The organism is Rhodopirellula sp. SH410, from assembly GCF_055811895.1.
In genome coordinates, this window is the sequence record NZ_CM147949.1 from 2,311,946 (window position 1) to 2,330,440 (window position 18,495).

Annotated in this window: 12 protein-coding genes and 1 riboswitch; of the genes, 6 read left to right on the forward strand and 6 right to left on the reverse strand. The window is 58.0% G+C overall.

The window, feature by feature from the left end; all coding sequences use genetic code 11:
• Positions 1 to 117 precede the first annotated feature (117 nt).
• From SH410x_RS08590 to SH410x_RS08610, 5 genes are all read left to right on the forward strand, one after another.
• Positions 118 to 855 (forward strand): class I SAM-dependent methyltransferase, encoded by a 738-nt coding sequence (locus tag SH410x_RS08590; protein ID WP_473676105.1) that lies wholly within the window; start codon positions 118 to 120, stop codon positions 853 to 855.
• 229 nt (positions 856 to 1,084) lie between these two features.
• Positions 1,085 to 1,326, forward strand: a riboswitch (cobalamin riboswitch).
• A gap of 181 nt (positions 1,327 to 1,507) precedes the next feature.
• Positions 1,508 to 2,350, forward strand: a complete 843-nt coding sequence (locus tag SH410x_RS08595) for a DUF1559 family PulG-like putative transporter (protein WP_473676106.1) — start codon at positions 1,508 to 1,510, stop codon at positions 2,348 to 2,350.
• A 68-nt stretch (positions 2,351 to 2,418) separates the two neighbouring features.
• On the forward strand, positions 2,419 to 8,133 hold the full coding sequence (locus SH410x_RS08600) for a DUF4465 domain-containing protein (RefSeq protein WP_473676107.1): 5,715 nt from the start codon (positions 2,419 to 2,421) through the stop codon (positions 8,131 to 8,133).
• Positions 8,130 to 8,339: a DUF1289 domain-containing protein gene (locus SH410x_RS08605; protein ID WP_473676108.1), complete on the forward strand. Its 210-nt coding sequence runs from the start codon at positions 8,130 to 8,132 to the stop codon at positions 8,337 to 8,339. Before SH410x_RS08600 ends, SH410x_RS08605 begins: the two co-directional genes overlap by 4 nt.
• Positions 8,340 to 8,550: 211 nt before the next feature.
• Positions 8,551 to 9,138, forward strand: coding sequence for a DUF6580 family putative transport protein (locus SH410x_RS08610; protein WP_473676109.1), 588 nt, complete (start codon positions 8,551 to 8,553; stop codon positions 9,136 to 9,138).
• 195 nt (positions 9,139 to 9,333) lie between these two features.
• Here the strand turns inward: SH410x_RS08610 and SH410x_RS08615 are convergent, their stop codons facing one another.
• The 5 genes from SH410x_RS08615 to SH410x_RS08635 all read right to left on the reverse strand — a co-directional run bounded on the left by SH410x_RS08615 (position 9,334) and on the right by SH410x_RS08635 (position 15,390).
• On the reverse strand, positions 9,334 to 10,437 hold the full coding sequence (locus SH410x_RS08615) for a Gfo/Idh/MocA family protein (RefSeq protein ID WP_473676110.1): 1,104 nt from the start codon (positions 10,435 to 10,437) through the stop codon (positions 9,334 to 9,336).
• Entirely contained in the window at positions 10,434 to 11,243 is an 810-nt protein-coding gene (gene lpxA, locus SH410x_RS08620; protein WP_473676111.1) for an acyl-ACP--UDP-N-acetylglucosamine O-acyltransferase, read from the reverse strand. The genes SH410x_RS08615 and lpxA overlap by 4 nt, the downstream gene beginning before the upstream one ends.
• Before the next feature lie 85 nt (positions 11,244 to 11,328).
• Positions 11,329 to 12,243, reverse strand: a complete 915-nt coding sequence (lpxC, locus tag SH410x_RS08625) for a UDP-3-O-acyl-N-acetylglucosamine deacetylase (RefSeq protein ID WP_473676112.1) — start codon at positions 12,241 to 12,243, stop codon at positions 11,329 to 11,331.
• A gap of 205 nt (positions 12,244 to 12,448) precedes the next feature.
• On the reverse strand, positions 12,449 to 13,108 hold the full coding sequence (locus SH410x_RS08630) for an OmpH family outer membrane protein (protein ID WP_473676113.1): 660 nt from the start codon (positions 13,106 to 13,108) through the stop codon (positions 12,449 to 12,451).
• Positions 13,109 to 13,287: 179 nt separating this feature from the next.
• The gene (locus SH410x_RS08635) at positions 13,288 to 15,390 is read right to left on the reverse strand and encodes a M28 family peptidase (protein WP_473676114.1); all 2,103 of its coding nucleotides are present in this window, start codon (positions 15,388 to 15,390) and stop codon (positions 13,288 to 13,290) included.
• A gap of 510 nt (positions 15,391 to 15,900) precedes the next feature.
• Here SH410x_RS08635 and rnc point away from each other — a divergent pair.
• Entirely contained in the window at positions 15,901 to 16,710 is an 810-nt protein-coding gene (rnc, locus tag SH410x_RS08640) for a ribonuclease III (RefSeq protein ID WP_473677273.1), read from the forward strand.
• A gap of 97 nt (positions 16,711 to 16,807) precedes the next feature.
• Here rnc and SH410x_RS08645 read toward each other — a convergent pair whose 3' ends face one another.
• Positions 16,808 to 18,367, reverse strand: a complete 1,560-nt coding sequence (locus SH410x_RS08645) for a GNAT family N-acetyltransferase (RefSeq protein WP_473676115.1) — start codon at positions 18,365 to 18,367, stop codon at positions 16,808 to 16,810.
• Between the last annotated feature and the right edge of the window lie 128 nt (positions 18,368 to 18,495).

Consider the following 18,495-nt stretch of genomic DNA (forward strand, 5'->3'; position numbering starts at 1 on the left):
GCCAGTCCGGTATCATTCTGGTTCCGCACCGAGCACCCGCCGAAAGGTTGTCTGCTCGCTTTTTTCGTGACCCGCCGTACCTGGTCTCGATTTCAAACCTGCCCATGATGATTCAACGTGACTTCCACACCCCCGACTGATTTCTTTTTTGACGCCTATGATCGCGAAGACGTTGCGTATGGCGACGAGCCATCGGCATCTCTGTCGGCCTATCTCGACCAGATGGCGGGGCATGGGAAACCAGGCTGCCGAGCGATCGACCTCGGGGCTGGTGCGGGACGCGATACACTGGCGCTGGCAAAGGCCGGCTACCAAGTTGAGTCGGTCGATTTGAGTGAACGAGGACTGGCGAGGATCGCTGAGCGGGCTGCTCGGCAGGGCGTCACCGACCGCGTCCGGACGCATGTGGCGGATGTCCGCAACGCTGAGTTTCCCACGGGACATTACGATGCTGTGATCGCCACGACCGTGCTCGATCATATCCCCGCGGTCGATGCCGATCAGGTGTGGCAGCGAATGTGTGACGCGCTCAGCGAAACGGGGTTTCTCTACGTACAAGTCCATACGACCGAAGATCCCGGTAGCGATCAGCCGCCTGGCAACACCAGTCGCGAGCCGGTCAGTGAAACGGCCGGTGCGGTGATCAATTATTTCAAACCCAACCAGTTAGCAGCGATGGCAGTCCGGGAATCATCGAACTTGCGCATTCTGCGTTATGAGGAGCGATTGGAATGGGACTACACCCACGGCCCCGAACACCAGCATGGAAAAGCGGTGCTGTTGGCGGTCCGGACCGGATTTCATCCGCCCTGGTTTGGTCAACCCGCCGCATTTCCTCGTCAATTGGGCAATTAGAGCGACAGCGAGGCAATCCAACGCGTCAAATCAAAAGTCGCTACCGTCGCCAGACGGTGGAATCCACGTTCTCGCGGGCGTCGCTACCCGGGGCTATTCATTCGCGGTCGCTGAGCCCCCCACGCCCTCGGGGGTGTACCGAGTCCTGGTTCGCTCGGCGATCGAGACCTCTGATTGGCCGAGCGATCAGGGATTATCCGCATTGACAATCGAGCGACCTGGGTTGATACTCCGTTCAACGATACTTGGTGCCGCGTCAGTTCATTTTGGGCGACGCGAAAACAGGGAACTTCGGTGAGATTCCGAGACGGCCCGGCCGCTGTATCCGACGCCACGAGCCATTTTTCCGCGTGTTTTGCGGTGGTTCGAACCCCACTCCTCCCTCTTTGCCATTGCCGAATATTCGGCGAGAAGGCTGGGAGTGCGGATCGCGTCGGGAGTCAGAAGACCTACCTGGTATCGGGCGTTGAGCGTGGACCTTGGGTACCTTTCGTGGGCTACTTGGATCTCGCGTGGACCTTCTTGGGTGGGGTCAGCGTCACGAACCCGTTTCGTTTCTTGTGCGATTGGCCGAGACTCCCGCTGCGTTATGTCGTAGGCGAGGGGGGGGGGCTGATTGTTCGCTGGCAGCCGGTTGGAAATGCGCTCTCCCTTGCAACGATCGGCCGCAGGTAAATGGAATCCAGGAGCCCAAGTTCCCATCATCACTCTCACGCCACTTCGCCGTACTGGTTTTACGCTCGTCGAACTGCTCGTCGTGATCGCCATCATCGGCGTGCTGGTCGGGCTGCTCTTGCCGGCCGTGCAAGCGGCGCGCGAAGCGATGCGACGGGCGTCATGCCAAAATAATTTGCATCAAGTCGCCTTGGCACTTCACAACTACCACTCGGCCATGGGGAGCTTCCCGCCCGGTGCTGTCGAAGTCCGGCCGCAATATGCCCATGGGAAACAGTTCGCTTGGTCGGCGTTCATCCTCCCGTACCTGGAACAAAATGCGCTGGCTGAGAGGATCGACTACCGCCGTGCCTATGACGATCCCGTCAACTCCGTCGCCGCTCAGACCCCGGTCCAGGCATATCTGTGTCCGAGCACGCCGCGATCAGAACCACTCCGAGGGGGTCTCGGTGCGACGGATTATGGAGGCATGTACGGCGAACGAATCGTGAGCACCAATTCCCCGCCCCGCGGCATGATGATCCATGACCAATCGCTCGGTTTTCGCGACATTCTCGACGGCAGTTCCCACACCATCATGGTCACCGAGGACGCCGATTTCCCGGATGGTCAATGGATCAGTGGACGGAATTTGTTTGACCAAGCGTTCCCGCCCAACACAGCCCCCGCCTTTGAGAACGACATGCGGAGTTTCCATCCCGGCGGCGTGATGACGATGTTCGCCGACGGCTCGACACGCTTCCTCGTCGAACAGATCGACATGCAGATTTTGGCCGCGTTGTGCACTCGTAACGGACATGAAGTGACGGCGGGCTACTAGGCGATTTCCAGCAATCGTGCTATTTCGAAAATTCAAGCTAAGACAACCTACACGATCAACGACTTTTCATGAAGAAAAAACGAACCCGACGACCGTCCCGCCGCCTCTTGGTCCAAACACTCGAGGGCCGTCGTTTGTTGGCCGCGGGCCCCTATGCCCCCGCCGCCGGCCAGCCTGGTTCCACAGCGATCAGTCACACGGACCCCGCTTTGGTGGGCTGGGCATCCACCGTCGCAGATTACTCCCCCGGCAGCGACGTTGACGATCTCTGGAAGGACACGTCCAACGCGTTGGGACCCGCCGAGGGGAACTTCGATTCAATCGTCTCACTCGGTCGTGGTGGATCGATCACCTTGGCATTTGATACGCCAATCCGTGACGGACTCGGCGCTGACTTTGCCGTATTCGAAAACTCGATCAACGACACGTTCCTCGAACTTGGGTTTGTTGAAGTCTCCTCGGACGGCGTGAACTACTTTCGCTTTGCGGCGGATTCCAAGACGCCATCGGCCGTCGCAAGCTTCGGTGCGGTCGATCCTACCAACCTCCATAATCTCGCCGGCAAGTATCGGGGTGGGTTTGGCACACCGTTCGATCTGGCGGAACTTCGTGATCAGGCCGGCATCGACGTGACCTCGGTCAAATACGTACGTTTGATCGATATCGTGGGCGATGGGGTCACACGCGATGCGACGGGCGACTCCATCTACGACCCGACACCGACGTTCCAGTCCGCGGGGTTGGATGTCGATGGCGTGGGCGTGATCCACGCTGTTGAAACGGGGGAAGCGGTGATCGATTTCGAGACGCTCGGTAGCGGACTCGGGGCGAACAAGATCGATAATGGTGCCAGTGGCGCGGGAGGATTCAGCGAGGAGGAGATTTCGCTGAACAATGACTACACCACGGCTTATCAAAGTTGGTCGGGGTGGTCGCTCTCACAAACCACCGATACGGCGACGGCGGGCTACACCAATCAGTATTCGAATATCACCGGCAGCGGCGCCGACGATTCGGACACCTTTGCCATTGGCTTCTTTGATTCATCACCGAGCGGTGCCCTGCCGCCTCCGACGATCACGCTGGACCCGACCAGTGGCTCACGCTTCGATTCGCTATATGTCACCAACACGACCTATGCCGCATTATCGATGCAGCAGGGTGACGGGTTCGCCAAGCCGTTTGGGGGAACCACTGGTGACGATGCTGATTTCCTGCGTTTGACCATCACGGGTGTTGACGCAACGGGCAACGCCATCGGTGACGTCACCGTGATGCTGGCCGACTATCGCCCGGCCGACAACTCTCTGGACTCCATTCTCGACACGTGGGCGGCCGTGGATGTCTCGTCACTCGGCGATGCACGGTCGTTGCAGTTTACGCTGGACTCGACCGACAACAGCCCGTTCGGCATGAACACGCCGGCATATTTCGCGGTCGACAACGTGACGCTTCTTCGTCCGGCCGTCCCCTTGGATTTGGACCGTCCCAGCACGATCGAGGACAGCAGCGTGGTCGCCCGCGTGTCACGCCCGACATCCGATACTTCCGCTGACATGACCGTGTCGCTGGAGCGAACCGGTAGCGATCAAGCGACACTCCCCGACTCCATCACGATCCCGGCGGGCGCTCCCTACGCTGAGTTCAACATCACGCCCGTCAACGATGCCATTCCCACACCGGACCGCGAACTGCAGGTCACAGCATCGGCGGATTTCATGCTGCCGACGACTCGCTCGCTGCGGATTGAGGACGACGAAGTTCTATCGATCCATTTCACACCATCGGTCGTCAACGCGACGGAGGGTGACGGCCCGAGTGGAGCGAGCCTGACGCTGACGCGGAACGATGCCGACGTCAGCACGCCGCTGACGGTGACGCTCACCCATGACGCCACCGACCTGCTGAGTATTCCCGCCGTCGCCACGTTTGCCTCCACGCAGCGCACGATCACGATTCCGATCGATGTGCTTGACGATGACATTGCCAGCGAAGGACAAACGATCAGCGTGCAGGCCGTTGCGCCGGAGCGATCGCCTGCTCAACTGACGATCAAACTGGCTGATGATGACCTTCCGAGACTGCTGATTGATCCGGCCTCCATTCAGTTAAATGAAGCGGAACCGTTGACCACTCGTACGGTCAAACTCTATCGAAACACCGCCGATATCGCCAATGCCGTCACGGTATCGCTGTCGCTACCCGATGGCGGCCCACTGGCGATACCCGACGAAGTCACCATCCCTGCCGATTCGGATTTCGTCAGTTTCGACGTCAGTGTGGTCGATGATGCACTGATCAATGCGCGGGCGGCGTACCCTATTTTGGTGAGCAGTTCCAGTTTTCTGTCGGCATCGCTCGACGTGACCGTCATCGACAACGACGGACCGCCACCGAGCTTGGAAATCGGCGTTCCTGATACCGGGCTGTTCGAGTCCGACGCGGTCGTCGTCAGCGATTTCGAATCACTCGGTGCGGGGTTACTCAGTGGCGAGTTCGATAACAACGCCGGCGCGGCGGCTGGGTTCAACGACGGTACTCTGCAATTTGCAAACACGTTCGACAATTCGTTCGGATTCGACCTGTGGTCTGGGTTCGCGATCAGCCGTGGCACCGACTCCCAAACGGCTGGATTTGGCAATCAATACTCGTCAATCGTCGGTGGTGGCGCCGAGGGATCGTCAACCTATGCGATTGCCTATGCTGGTTCGCCCGTCACGATCAGTCGTGGAAGCGACACGGCGGACTATTCCACCCTGGATGTCACCAACACGACTTATGCTGCCCTCTCGATGCGAGAGGGTGACGATTTCGCGAAGAAGTTCGGTGGTGATTCGGGCGACGACCCCGACTTCCTGCTGTTGACGATTGAGGGACTCGATGCGGGCGGAGATTCGATCGGCCAAGTCGAGGTTTATCTGGCTGACTATCGCTTTGAAAACAACGATTTGGATTATATCCTCGAGGACTGGAGCACCATCGACGTCAGCTCGATCGGCGATGCCAGAACATTGTCGATGCAGCTCTCATCATCCGACAATGGTGCATTCGGCATGAATACGCCCGCCTATTTCGCCGTCGACAACGTATTGCTCCAGCCCGATGCACTGGCCCTACCGACCATCACGATTTCGCGAGCGGGAGGTGATCAGTCGACGTCGTTGGACGTGAGCCTCTCCGGTGACCGCAGCGAACTGCGGTTGCCCTCGCAGGTCACCATCCCGGCAGGGGCCGATCAGGTGAGCGTTCCCGTGGTGTGGCTGGATGACTCTGTGGCCGCGGGAGACAGGAGCTGGCAGGTCACCGCGTCCGCGACCGGATTGAGCGGCGACGGCCAGACCATCACGCTACACGATGATGATGAGAACACCTTGTCGATCACGCCGTCAGCGGCCGAGGTCAACGAATCCATGGGCCGGCAGACGATTGGCTTTGAAGATATCGGCGAGTCGCTCGGGATCGATGCATTCAATAATGGCACCGATGGGCGAGGCGGATTCCAATCCGGTTCGCTGCAATTCCCCACCGCGTACAACGCCACCTATGGCAGTTGGAGTGGGTGGGCGGCATCGAACGTCGACGATGTCACGACGGTTGGATATACCAATCAGTTTTCGGCTTACGCGAATCTCGATGGAGATCAACCGGGCGGCGGAGCAAACGACTCCGCAACATTCGCAGTCGCGGGTGGTTATGGATCTTCGCCATTGACGATTTCGCTACCGAGTGGATTCGAGGGGGCCTCATTTGCGTCGATTGATATCACCAATACCACGTATACGGCATTGTCGATGGTACAGGGTGACAACTTTGCCAAACGCTTCGGCGGTGAGAGTGGTGATGACCCGGACTATTTCCTACTGACGATTGACGGTGTCGACGATGCGGGCGAGACGGTTAACTCGATCGATTTTTACTTAGCCGACTATCGTTTCGCCGATAATTCACTCGACTATGTCGTGGATGACTGGACCACGGTCGATCTGAGTGCGTTGGCCGGTGCGACGAGTCTGCGATTCGGAATGTCGTCCTCCGACATCGGTAACTTTGGCATGAACACGCCGGCCTATTTCGGGATCGACGATCTGACAATTGACCGTATTAACGACGCTCCACCGGCGCTCGTGGTCGCACGCAACTCGGGTGACCTCAGCGAGGATCTCATGGTCACACTCGAAGCGAACCCGGCATTACCGCTTTCGACGCCCACGAGCGTGGTGATTCCGGCGGGCGCAGACCGTGTTCGCGTGTCAATGCAATTGGCCGACGACGCGATCTATTTGGGTGACCGAACCGTCGAGTTTACGGCATCGGCAAGCGGTTTCTTGGACGTTACTGCCGCGGTGAATGTCATCGAAGACGAACGACCAAGCTTGGTGCTCGCTGATGCCGATGAAAATCGTTCACTCGTTGAGGGCGGACCCGCGACAACTTTGACGGTCCAGTTGCCATCGGCTCCGACCTCACCCGTCACGGTTCGAGTCACCGGTGGCGAGGATTCACTTGATATCTCGCCGACCGAGTTGACCTTCGGGCCCGACGATTGGGATCAACCACAGTCGATCACGGTTTCAGGCCGGCTGGATTTGTTAGCCGAGGCCGAGGAAGTCATCCGTCTGCGAGTGACCGATGCCTCAGGCGATTTCGCGGCGGCGGATGCATGGGTCCAGCTTGCCGATTACCAACCGGAACAGCTGACTTTGGCGCGTGCCGGCGACCAGGTCCAATTGGTGGATGATGCTCGCGATTATATTTTCGGAGAGTATGCCGACGACGACACCATTGCCATCTCGTTGAGCGATCAGTCTCAGCGTTTAACACTCGAACCGCTGGGCCGCGACGGGGCCATCGTGGGTCTCGGGGGTGGTGACGACGAACTTCAACTGCGCTCGGCAATCTTCACGCAGATCAACGGCGGCGGCGGCCAGGATGAGGCCGTCCTCGCGCCGACGGATCTCGCGGCAGACGCGTCCATCGACGTGGCCGACTGGTTAACCCAGCGAGTTGTCGGTTTCGAAAACGTGATCTTGGGTTCGGCCACCGTGGGCGCCGACACCGCCTCGATTCCCTTCACACTCGACGCGGACGAATTGCAGGCGGTCTTTACCGATCACTCGCCACATTTGATGACCGCAGTGGATCAAAATTGGAGTCTGCTGGGTGATTGGCAGATCGGCGAACCCACAATCGAGAACGGCGAATTTACCGGACGGATGGTCAGTGGCGCCGCAGAGATTTGGGTCGTCACCGATCGGCCGTACCAGAACTTTGTGCAGCATGCCGATGTGGATGCCAATGGCATCGTGAGCGCGGTCGACGCACTGACCATCATCAACCGTTTGAACGCCGATGCGGACTTCGTATTGCCGCCACCCATGTCATCGGCTGATTTCGAGGGCATCTATTTCGACGTATCCGGCGACGGTTCAGTGACCTCGCTCGATGCGTTGCAAGTCATTAATTGGCTCAATGCTCAAGACGACGTCAACGATCCCGACGCGGTGCCTGCCGCCACGACCGGTCCGAGCGGTGAAGACCTGAGGACGGCGTCCGCCGGCAGTGAAAGCTTCCGGAGTGAGGGCAGCACCCTTGTCGGGGGACGGGACGAAATTACCGCGATTCAGCACCTTTCGGCATCGACATCCTCTTCTCGCGGGAGTCAACTCGCGCAGAACGAAAGTTCGATGGGGCCGATCGATCCAGCTGCCGTGGACATCGCGATCGATGACCTGGACCTGTTTTCTGATCTATCTCAAACACTGCTCAAGGAGCCAACTCGATGACGTCCGCAACCGTCGTGCGATCGCCGTGTATCGGGATCTGTCAAGTTAACGACCGCCAGATCTGCGAGGGTTGCCATCGCACGCTCAGTGAAATTGGTCGTTGGTCGATTGCATCTTCCGACGAAAAACGTTCCATTTTAAACAGTGTGCTATCGCGACGCTTTGCAGCCCTTGCGGCTCGCACGAGCTACGAGAAAGCAAAGTAAGCACATGCGCATGAGTTCTGGGATGGAACCCTGAGATTAGCCGATGGACGCTAGCCCCGGTTACCGCGTGAAACGCGGAGCGTTTCGAGAACCGGGGCTAGCGCCCCATCGGCTAGTTCCATACGAAAACTTCTGCACAGGTGCTTAGTTCATCTTTCGCATTCCATTACAACTCAATCCATACTCTTTACGTCACCTGAAAAGCCGCCCGATGAAATCCCACCTAAGTCCGATCCGCCGCTCGCTCTCGTCCGTTTCGCTATCGCAAATCGCACTTCTCTGTGCCGCGGTCGCCGTTGCGGTCGCATCACGCCTGCTGCCACACCCACCCAACTTCACCCCGCTCGCTGCGATTGGACTTTTTGCCGGCGCGATCAGCCTGCGTCCCGTAGTCGCCGCAGCGACCGTTTTGGTGGCGATGTTGGTGAGTGACGCGTTCCTGGGTTTTCACTCATTGATGCCAGTCGTCTACGGATGTTTGTTGGTGAACCTTGTGATTGGTTCACGCCTGATTCGTGGGAGTGAGGGGGCAGCTTCCTGCGGACGGATCGTTGCCGGCAGTCTGATCGGCAGCGTGCTGTTCTTTCTGGTCACCAACTTTGCCGTATTCGTCGCTGCGTATCCGACAACCGGTGCGGGACTGCTGGCGTGCTACACCGCGGCACTGCCGTTCTTTCAATACACCGTGACGGGTGATTTGTTTTACAGTGCCGTTTTGTTCGGGGCATACGCGCTTTGCACGGCACGCTCGGCTTCGCCAGCGCACGCGAAGCACATCCGATCAAGACTTTCGGTTTAACCGCAGGGGCATCGCCCTGCACGAATGCGCGAACCGCGGCCCGTTGGGCACGCGGTTGACCGAGTGATGCGGGCCGATTTCCCTGATGCAGCGAATCCGGACCCTGTTTGGTACGAGGTGCGGATCGGAAAGATGTGACGTCATCTGAAACAGCCCGCGGGCCGGCGTCACGGCAGGTTCTCGGGCAAGTTGGCGTTATGCAGCGCGGCGAGCAACGCGGTCTTGTTCGATCCGGCGGCGTGGGATGGCCGACGCGCCCACCTCGTCTGCTTTCGGAAATGCGTACCAAGCTCGCTCGTCGATCACATTCAGAATCGACTCAGCGACTGCCACGGCGCGGGCACCCGCGGTCCCATCGACGACCGGGACGCCACCGCATTGCACGCTGATCACGAAATCATGGAGCTCGTCGAGGATCGCATTCCGCGGTTCCAGATGTTGGACTTCGCATTGCAGGTGCTCTTCGAACAAGCTGTCAGCATACTTCAGTGGGTTGTCGGTTTGCTCAGCGAGAAGGAATTCACGCCGTGCTAGCGACTCGCTGGTGCGGACAGTGCTCAAGGCGGGTTTGCCGAAATCGATTTGGGCGAATCCCGCGGGGCTGTACAGGACCATATCGCGAGCGGCCAGCGGACTGATCCGCGATGCTTTCACATTCGCAACGAGTCCGCACTGGAATTCAATACGCGCCTCGGCAATGTCTTCGTGGTCGGAGACCACTGACAAACCGCTGGCGGCGATCGAACTCACCGGGGCAGTGGTCAGCGACAGAATCAAGTCCAGGTCATGGATCATGAGATCCATGACGACACCGACATCGAGGCAGCGTCCGGGAAATCGCGAGGCCCGTGTGGCTTCGACGTATTTGACATCCACACCGAAGTCTCCCAGGGCAGTGAACGCTGGATTGAAACGTTCGACGTGACCGACCTGCAGCACCAGACCGCGAGTGGACGCGAGCAGCGCCAACCGGCGTGCATCGTCCGATTCGTGTGTCAAAGGTTTTTCGACGAAGAGATGCTTGCCCGCTTTGAGCAGCGTCGTTGCAATCTCGGCGTGGTAGTGAGTGGGCGCGGCAACGATCGCGGCGTCGATCGACTCCAGACAGTCACGATAGTCTGCATGGGCGACAACCGTGTTGTCGTCCGTCGAGTGCGCCGTGGCAATGGCTTGCCCCGCCACTTGATCGGGATCGCAGATTGCAACCAGTCGAGCACCGTCGACTTGACCAAGTAGTTTCGCGTGGATGCGTCCGAGATGTCCGCCACCGATGACGGCGACACGTAGTTCGCGGCTCATGCTGCTTTCTTTCGGCGGTCCCGGCCTCGTCCGGCCCGACCACCACAAGTGGTTTCTAAACAATCAAAAAGGTGCCGCAGAACGGGCCGAATGGGGCCTGTTTTGAACATCTCGACACGGGAGGGCTCAATGCCAATGCGTTGTCGATACAACAATCGAAAAGCCTGCGTCAACACCGCGATGTCCTCGGGTGTGTAGTCGTGCCGCTTCAATCCGACCGTATTGATGCAGCGCGGCTTCGCGTCGTAGCCCTCGATGATCACATAGGGAGGGACATCCTGGAGGATGCGGCTCATGGCGCCGACGAAGGCCAGCGTTCCGATCGAGACGAACTGGTGAATGCCAGCTCCGCCTGCAATCGTGACGTCATCGTGGATATGCGCATGACCGGCGATCATGCAGTTGTTCGCCAACACGATGCGGTTACCGATCGAGCAGTCGTGGGCAATGTGCGTGCCAGTCATTAGGTAGTTCTGGTTCCCCACTCGGGTCACACCGTCTTCCTTTTCACTGGCCCGATTGATGGTCACCTGCTCCCGAAAAACGTTGCCATCACCGATCTCGACACGCGTCGGTGCGGCCCGGTAGCTGACATCCTGCGGATGCGATCCGATCGAGCAATGCGAAAAGACCTGATTGTCGCTTCCCAAGCGGGTCACGCCAGTAATGCTGACGTGGTCTTCAATCCGACAGCGATCGCCAATGGTGACGTCGGGTCCGATCACGCAAAAATGTCCGACACGAACGTCTTTCCCCAAATTCGCTTTGGGATCGACAACGGCGGTGGGAGCGATCACGACACTCATCGGGAAAATCCTTCGGAGAGGAAGAAGTGAGGGTTCAAAGGTGAGGGTCCAGAGTTGAGAGTTCAGGTTTCAGAATTCGGTAGGATCAAGCGGCTTTGCCGGCGCGTTGGTCGCACGAGGTCGCACCGGCAATATCGCGTGACGATTCTGCTTGGGCCAGCATCCGTGAGAGCTGCTCGGCGAGCATGCCATTGATTCGATGCCCACCGCGATGGGAGCGAAACTCTCCAATCAAGTCGACACCGACGAGCGCAAGATCGCCAATCATGTCGAGTGTTTTGTGGCGCGCGCATTCGTTGCCAAAGCGGTACGCATTGTCGATTGGGCCCTGAGGTCCGATGACGAGTAATTCCTGGTTAGAAACGTGAGCGGCAATGCCAGCGGCACGTAACTGTTCGGCTTGTTCGAGGGTGACGAAGGTTCTTGCGGAGGCCACCTGTCGAACGAACTGTCTCGGAGTGAGTTCAAACAGAAAGTCTTGATCGCCGATTGCACTGTCGCGATCGTAGGCCAGTCGATATCCAAAACACGCCGTTCGGCCTTGGCTCGGCGTGACTTCGATTGAGGCGTCTTCGAACCGAACCTTGAGCGGTTGCTCAATAATCAGTTGCGGTTTGAGCGTTGCTTGAATCACCAACCCAGCGGACTGGAGGGCGACGACATAGGCTTGGCTGCTACCATCAAGACCTGGCATTTCTTCGGCGTCGACTTCGACGTAGCAATTGTCAACTTCCAACCCAGCCAACGCCGCCATCACGTGTTCCACCATGGTGAAACACGCATCTCCATTTTGTAGGTTTGTGCGAAATTGGATGCCGTCGGCGTACTCGACTCGGGCAGGGCACTGTGGACACCCGCTCAGATCACTGCGCACAAAGACGATACCCGTACCCCCTGGGGCAGGCTGGAATTGGATCCGGATGGCTTGGCCACTCCAGTATCCACGCCCCGTGACTTCGCAAGGGGATGCGATTGTGTGTTCGTTTCGATATCCGATCATGACGCTGGCCTCCTTGCCTCGTCTGAGGGGCGACCGCGCTGTGCGCGGGATCCCCGCATCCCCATGGGTCTGGTCAACACGCTGCTGACCAAACCGATTCGATATTTCGCCGGCTTCATCGGCACGGCAACGACGGCGGCATCATGCCGCGATCGCAAACTGCCTTGTCATCGCTGCGGTGTGCAGCGAGACAATGCATCTAAAACTATTGACGTGCAGCAGCTGGTTTGCTCGCTACCTTCAATGCCCGGTCGAGGTAATCCATCGTTCCGGTCGTCATGTCGATCGCTTCGTCATGATAGACGATGTTTTTCATGACACCGCGGATAACGGATTCGCCTTGAGCAAGGTCCATCTCTTCGCTGTTGTAACGCAGCACGAGGTTGACTTTGTGGTATTGGGCCAAGGCCTTCACACCGGTCGCAATGATCTGATAGTTGTCAAAGTAGATCTTGGCTTCACGGTCGGCAAGTTCTTTTCGCTTGCGAGCCATCTCAAGACGGAGCTTCGATTCCATCGATGCAACGCGTTCTTCTTGAGCAATGTAATCGGTCGATCCTGGCTGAAACGTCTTGAGCTTTTCAGCCGCAGACTTCAGCTCGTTGCGTTTGCCTTGAAGTTCTTCGTCGAAGCTCTTGAGGCTATCCTCGACTTCTTTCACTTGGGCTTTGATGCCCTCGTTGTTCTTGAAGATGTAGGCAACATCCACCACCGCGATCCGGTGGCCACCTTCTTGAGCGCTGACGGCGGTCGGGGCGAGAATGGTAAGGGTCGTCGTGGCCAGTGTTAAGGCCGAAAGTACAAATAGTCGCACGTCCGCTACTCCTTGCGTGGTGAATGCGAAATTTCGAAACCAGTACGGCATCAAATTGCGGCTTCCATCGCCGTCAATCGTATGCCAAACGCGTCAAATTGGGGTGACGTTATCGCTACCCTGTGGTATCGACGCGGTCTCGGATTGTGTCAATCGTGGGCGAAGGGGGCAAGAGGAATCGGACCATTTTCAGACGCACTGGAAAATAAATTTGCGTCGCAATCGACGCGTTAACGGGCTCGTAGTTTGATTTCAAACGTGAGTTCCTCGTTATCGCGGCGAACCACCACGCTGAGCAGGTCACCGGGTGAACGGAGACGCAGTTGTTCCATCACATCGTCAATACGTTGGATCGACTTCTTACCAACCTTCATCATCTGGTCACCGGCGCGGACGCCCGCCTCGGCAGCCGGGCCGTCCGCGAGAATGGACGAGAGCACCACATCGCCAGGTTGTTGAGACAGCGTCACCCCCAACGAAACCGTCAATTGACGGCGGATTTGGACGTTTTTTTCTGTCTCTGCATACACCGGACGCTCGGGCATTGTCGCCAATCGCTCGCTGACCTGTGAAATGATATCGGTTATCCGGTCCATGCCGATTAGGTTTAATTTTTCGAAATCGTCACTTGGTCGGTGATAGTCGCTATGCAGGCCCGTGAAGAAGAATAAGACCGGGATACCCGCTTGATAGAATGTCGAGTGGTCGCTCGGCCCATAACCACTTTGGACCGGGACGATCTTGAATTTCGCGTTTTCGTTGACGTCCGTGAGCAGTGCTTCAAACCCCGCTGCTGAACCGGTGCCATAAATCGTCAGTTCGTTGTCGGTGAGCCGCCCGACCATATCCATGTTGATCATGGCCACGGTCGAGGACAGCGGGAAGCGAGGCTGTTCGATGTAGTATTTGCTGCCCAGCAGGCCGCGTTCTTCCCCGGTAAAGGCGATGAACACCAATCGCCGGTGGCTCGTTGGCTGCTGTTCCCCGGACAACTTTTGGACCACTTTGCCGGCGACATGGAGCATGGTTGCCACACCGCTGGCGTTATCGTCGGCCCCGTTGTGAATGGCAATCGTCCCCGGTGCAAGCGATCCAAATTCGCCCATGCCGACGTGATCGTAGTGGGCTCCGATGACCACGGTTTCGTTCGCCAACGCACCACGTCCGGGCAGCACGCCGATCACGTTGGGACTGCGCGTCGTCGACGGCGTCAATTCCACGCCCAACCGGATGCGCGTGCCGGACAGTTCGAGACTTCGCGGACGCCAGTCGGAGTCGATTTCCTCCTCGACGTCGTGCAAGCGATTGGAGAGGAGGCGATCGGCCAACTCTCGCGAGATCGAGAGGACGGGAACGGGCGGCCGAGTCGTCTGTTCGCCCTCGGTGGGGCCGTCGATGCCCGCCGTACCACGCTGTGATTGCGTCCCCGCCTCGACAATGCCGAGCAGTCCCCGCTCAGCCGACTCGCGTTCGTCCGATGCTGCCAAAATATCTTCAATCCGAGTGGCTTGGCCACTCAGCTTTTCGCGTGCGTTGACCGCATCGGCGGGTAAGGCTAGTAAGCGTTCGCGAATCTTCTCGAGTCTCGCCTGTTCGCCCTGCCGGCGTTCGTTCACCGTGGCGACCCTCTTTTGGACACTCGCGGGGTCGTTGACAATCAATATCGCGGCAGCCCCCTGGTCGATCGCGGTGGCCACCTTCGTTTCGAAAAAGGCATGCCGCGTATTCTGCACACCATCAAATGGGCTGTCCGGATTGTCGGTCCCGGGCTCCTTACGCAGCATCATGACGACTTTCCCCTGCACATCGACTGCGGCGTAGTCGTCGTACTCATGTTCGGGAGCGCGAATGCCGTAGCCGACCCATACCAAGTCACCGCTGGCGGTTTGCTCGCTCGCACCGATCGCCAGCGGCGTGAAATCGTGACGCAATACGAGGTTCGTGGCTGCATCATCATCGTCATGCTCGCCGTCTGGACTCGAGATCACTAAGAAATTGGCTTCGTCGGATGCGATTTGGGGGCCGACCGCGATGTCTAGAAACTGCAGTGGTGAACCATCAAACAAAGCCGTCTCTAAACCGAGTCCGCGAAAACGTTCACCGATATAGTCCGCCGCGTCGAGGATCGTCGGGTCGATGCTACTGCGGCCCTGCAACGCGTCACTGGTCAGGAATTTCAAGTCCTCGACCATGGCGTCATGCAAGTCAGCGTCGGGCGGCGTGATCGAGCGGCCCTCACGCTCTGCTGCGGCGGTCGGTCGAGTCGCGATCATGCAGACAGCGATCAGGGCGAGCAAACGCGCGCCATGGACAGTTCGAGAAGTAGCAGTCATGGATTGAGAATTTGAATTCAGGAAGTGGCATAGATTCCCTACGAGTATATCCAGCACCGACATGTGTAAGAAGCTTGTGAGCAAGGTGGTGGACAAATAGTTTGCCGCCTCAGCGGTCCAGGCGATCCCCTCGCCCATGCGCACCAACGACGCGGGTTACCGAGATGGGCTCGGGACGCTGATTTGGAGCCGCTCGCCCGTCTCAATCTTGTTCGGATGCTATGGCGGATAAAGCGTCATTTGTCTATCTTGCTACGCAGAACGCAGTCACTCACCGGTGGCCGAAATCTTCCTTTCGGCCACCGGCGCGGGACTGAAGTCACGAGGGAATCTCTTCGCCTCTTCTCTTCTATTAATGGTTTTGCCTTGTCCGCCTCACCTTTTGAGCCGGAATCCGCTGATGTTTTGCGCGATTCCAATAGTCCTGATGCCTCCGCGCAATCTGAAGTCCAGCAGCGTGCCGAAGTCGATCAACCGTCCGATGAGGATCTCGCAGGCCCCGGTCCGTTCATCGCGGACCAACGCGTCGCGCACCCGGGATCGATCCACCTCGTCGACACCACCGCAGCCGACGAACCCTACGCGGACTCCAACGCCAAACTGCAGCGTTGTCAGGAGATCTTGCGATATAAGTTCAAAGATCTGTCGCTCCTGAAATCCGCGTTGACTCACGCGTCGGGGGCCGCCAATCGGTTGTCGAGCAATGAGCGGCTCGAATTTTTAGGGGATGCGGTGCTGGGGATGACCGTCTGCCAATGGCTATTCGAGACCTATCCCGAATATAGCGAGGGCGACTTAACCAAAATTAAGTCCGCTGTGGTCAGCCGGCGGACATGTGGCCGGACGGCGACGAAACTCGGTTTGGACGAATGTCTCATTGTCGGCCGCGGTGTGACTCGCAATCGCAGCTATCCCCGATCGCTCGTCAGTGATGTGTTTGAATCCATCATTGCCGCGTTGTACCTCGATGGAGGTGCCGACTTGATTCGCGATCGACTCAAGGAATGGCTTGCCGAAGAGGTGCGTCTGTCGGTGGAAACGCAGGGATCGGGAAATCATAAATCCGTCCTCCAGCAGCATGCGCAGCGCGACCTCGCCGCGACGCCCGTCTACAAGCTGATTCGCGAGATGGGGCCCGATCACCGCAAAGCATTCCTGATCGGCGCGGTGATCGGACCACAGGTCTTTCCGCCTGCGTGGGGCAATAATAAAAAAGACGCTGAACAGCGTGCTGCCGCCAACGCGCTGGCAAGCCTGCACGACCAGCCGATACCGCATCTCTGCGACGAAGTCGGTGAATCCGTCAAACCGAAAAGTTAGACAACGTTCCGAACATCGGTCGCGACACTCGCCCGTACGCGGTTTCCCGCCGTCGGGCGACACTCCCTAGGATCGTCACTTGGTTTTCGGATAGATTCTAAACCTCGTAGCTCTTCCCGTCCTCCTCGTAAACAATCTTGTACAGATCCCGTTTACGGTCGTTCCAATTTTGGACGGAGCCTTGTTCGCGGTGTCGGCGGAGTTGCTCGAAGTCGAGGTCGTGGATGATCAACGTTTCGACGTTCGGATTGCATTCCGCCGCGATGGCCTCGCGAGCAAACTCGGCGTCAGCGGGCGTGAAAATCCCCGACTGAGCGTAATGAATGTCCGAGTTTTCAACGAACGGCAGGTTGCCGGTGCAGCCGGAGATCGCGACGTACAAGTGGTTCTCGATGCACCGTGCTTGCGAGCAATAACGCACCCGCAGGTAGCCATGCTGCGTGTCCGTGTTGAATGGGACAAAGACAATCGATGCTCCCTTCTGGGTCGCGATGCGGGTGAGCTCGGGAAATTCGATGTCGTAACAGATCTGAATTGCGATTCGCCCACAATCGGTGTCGAACACCTCGACTGATTTCCCAGGATTCACGCCCCACCATTTCCGCTCGCTCGGGGTGATATGAATCTTGTACTGTTTGCCAATCGATCCGTCGCGACGGAAGAGATAAGCAATATTGTAGAGGGTGTCGTTCTCGATCACGAACTGGGACCCACCGATCACGTTGAGGTCATACTTGACGGCCATCTCCGTGAACAGATCGAGGTACTGCGGTGTGAATGCGGCGAGCTGCCGCGCCGCTTGGCCGGGCCGGGTGGCGTCGACACACGACAGCAGCTGCGTGGTGAACAGCTCCGGGAACAGCACAAAGTCGCACTTGTAGTCCGAGGCCGTATCGAGAAAAAACTCGCACTGCTGGGCGAACTCATCAAAGTTCTTGATTGTTCGCAATTGATACTGCACCACGCAGACTCGAATCGGTTCGATCACATGGTGGAAGCGGCGTTTGGCGCCCGGCACGTGCTCCAAATTCGTCCAGATTGCGTACGTCGCGTAGCCGCAGGATTCGGTGTCTGAGGGCAGGTAGTTCGGAATCAGACCACGAACGATGAACCCGTTGGACAGTTGGGCCGTCAGCACGGGATCGTAGTTATTCTTCTCCAGAACACTATCGATGTATTCGCGAGCGGACATCTCATCGGCGAGCCGATGATAGCCTGGGATCCGGCCCCCAATGATGATCTGAGCAAGATTCATGCGGCGACAAAGATCTTTACGAGCGTCGTAGAGACGCCGCGACAGTTTCATGCCGCGGAACTCTGGGTCGACCATAATCTCAATCCCATACAGCGTGTCACCTTTGGGTTTGTGATTGCGTATGTACCCCGAATCGGAGATCGCTTTCCAGTTGTGCCACTCCAATCCCGCGTCGTATTCCAAAATCAGACTCGATGACGAAGCGGCAAGCTTCCCGTCAATCTCAACAACGATCTGGCCCTCGGGAAAGATTTCGAGTTGGCTGGCAAGCTCCTCTCGACCAAACGTCGGCATGCCTGGGAAACACTTCTCTGCTAATGCTGACAAGGCGTCAAAGTCATCGCTCGTCAAGGGTCGAACGACGATTTTCCATTCGAATTCGGCGAGGTCAAGCGGTTCCATTGGGAGATGCCTTGGTAGATCGAGAGTGGTGAATACGGAAGTGAGTCGATGCTCATAAATCAGTAGACACGACACTGCGATTTGGCAATATGGGCCGTCGAAGTCACGCGGCTCTCGGGGCCGGGAAC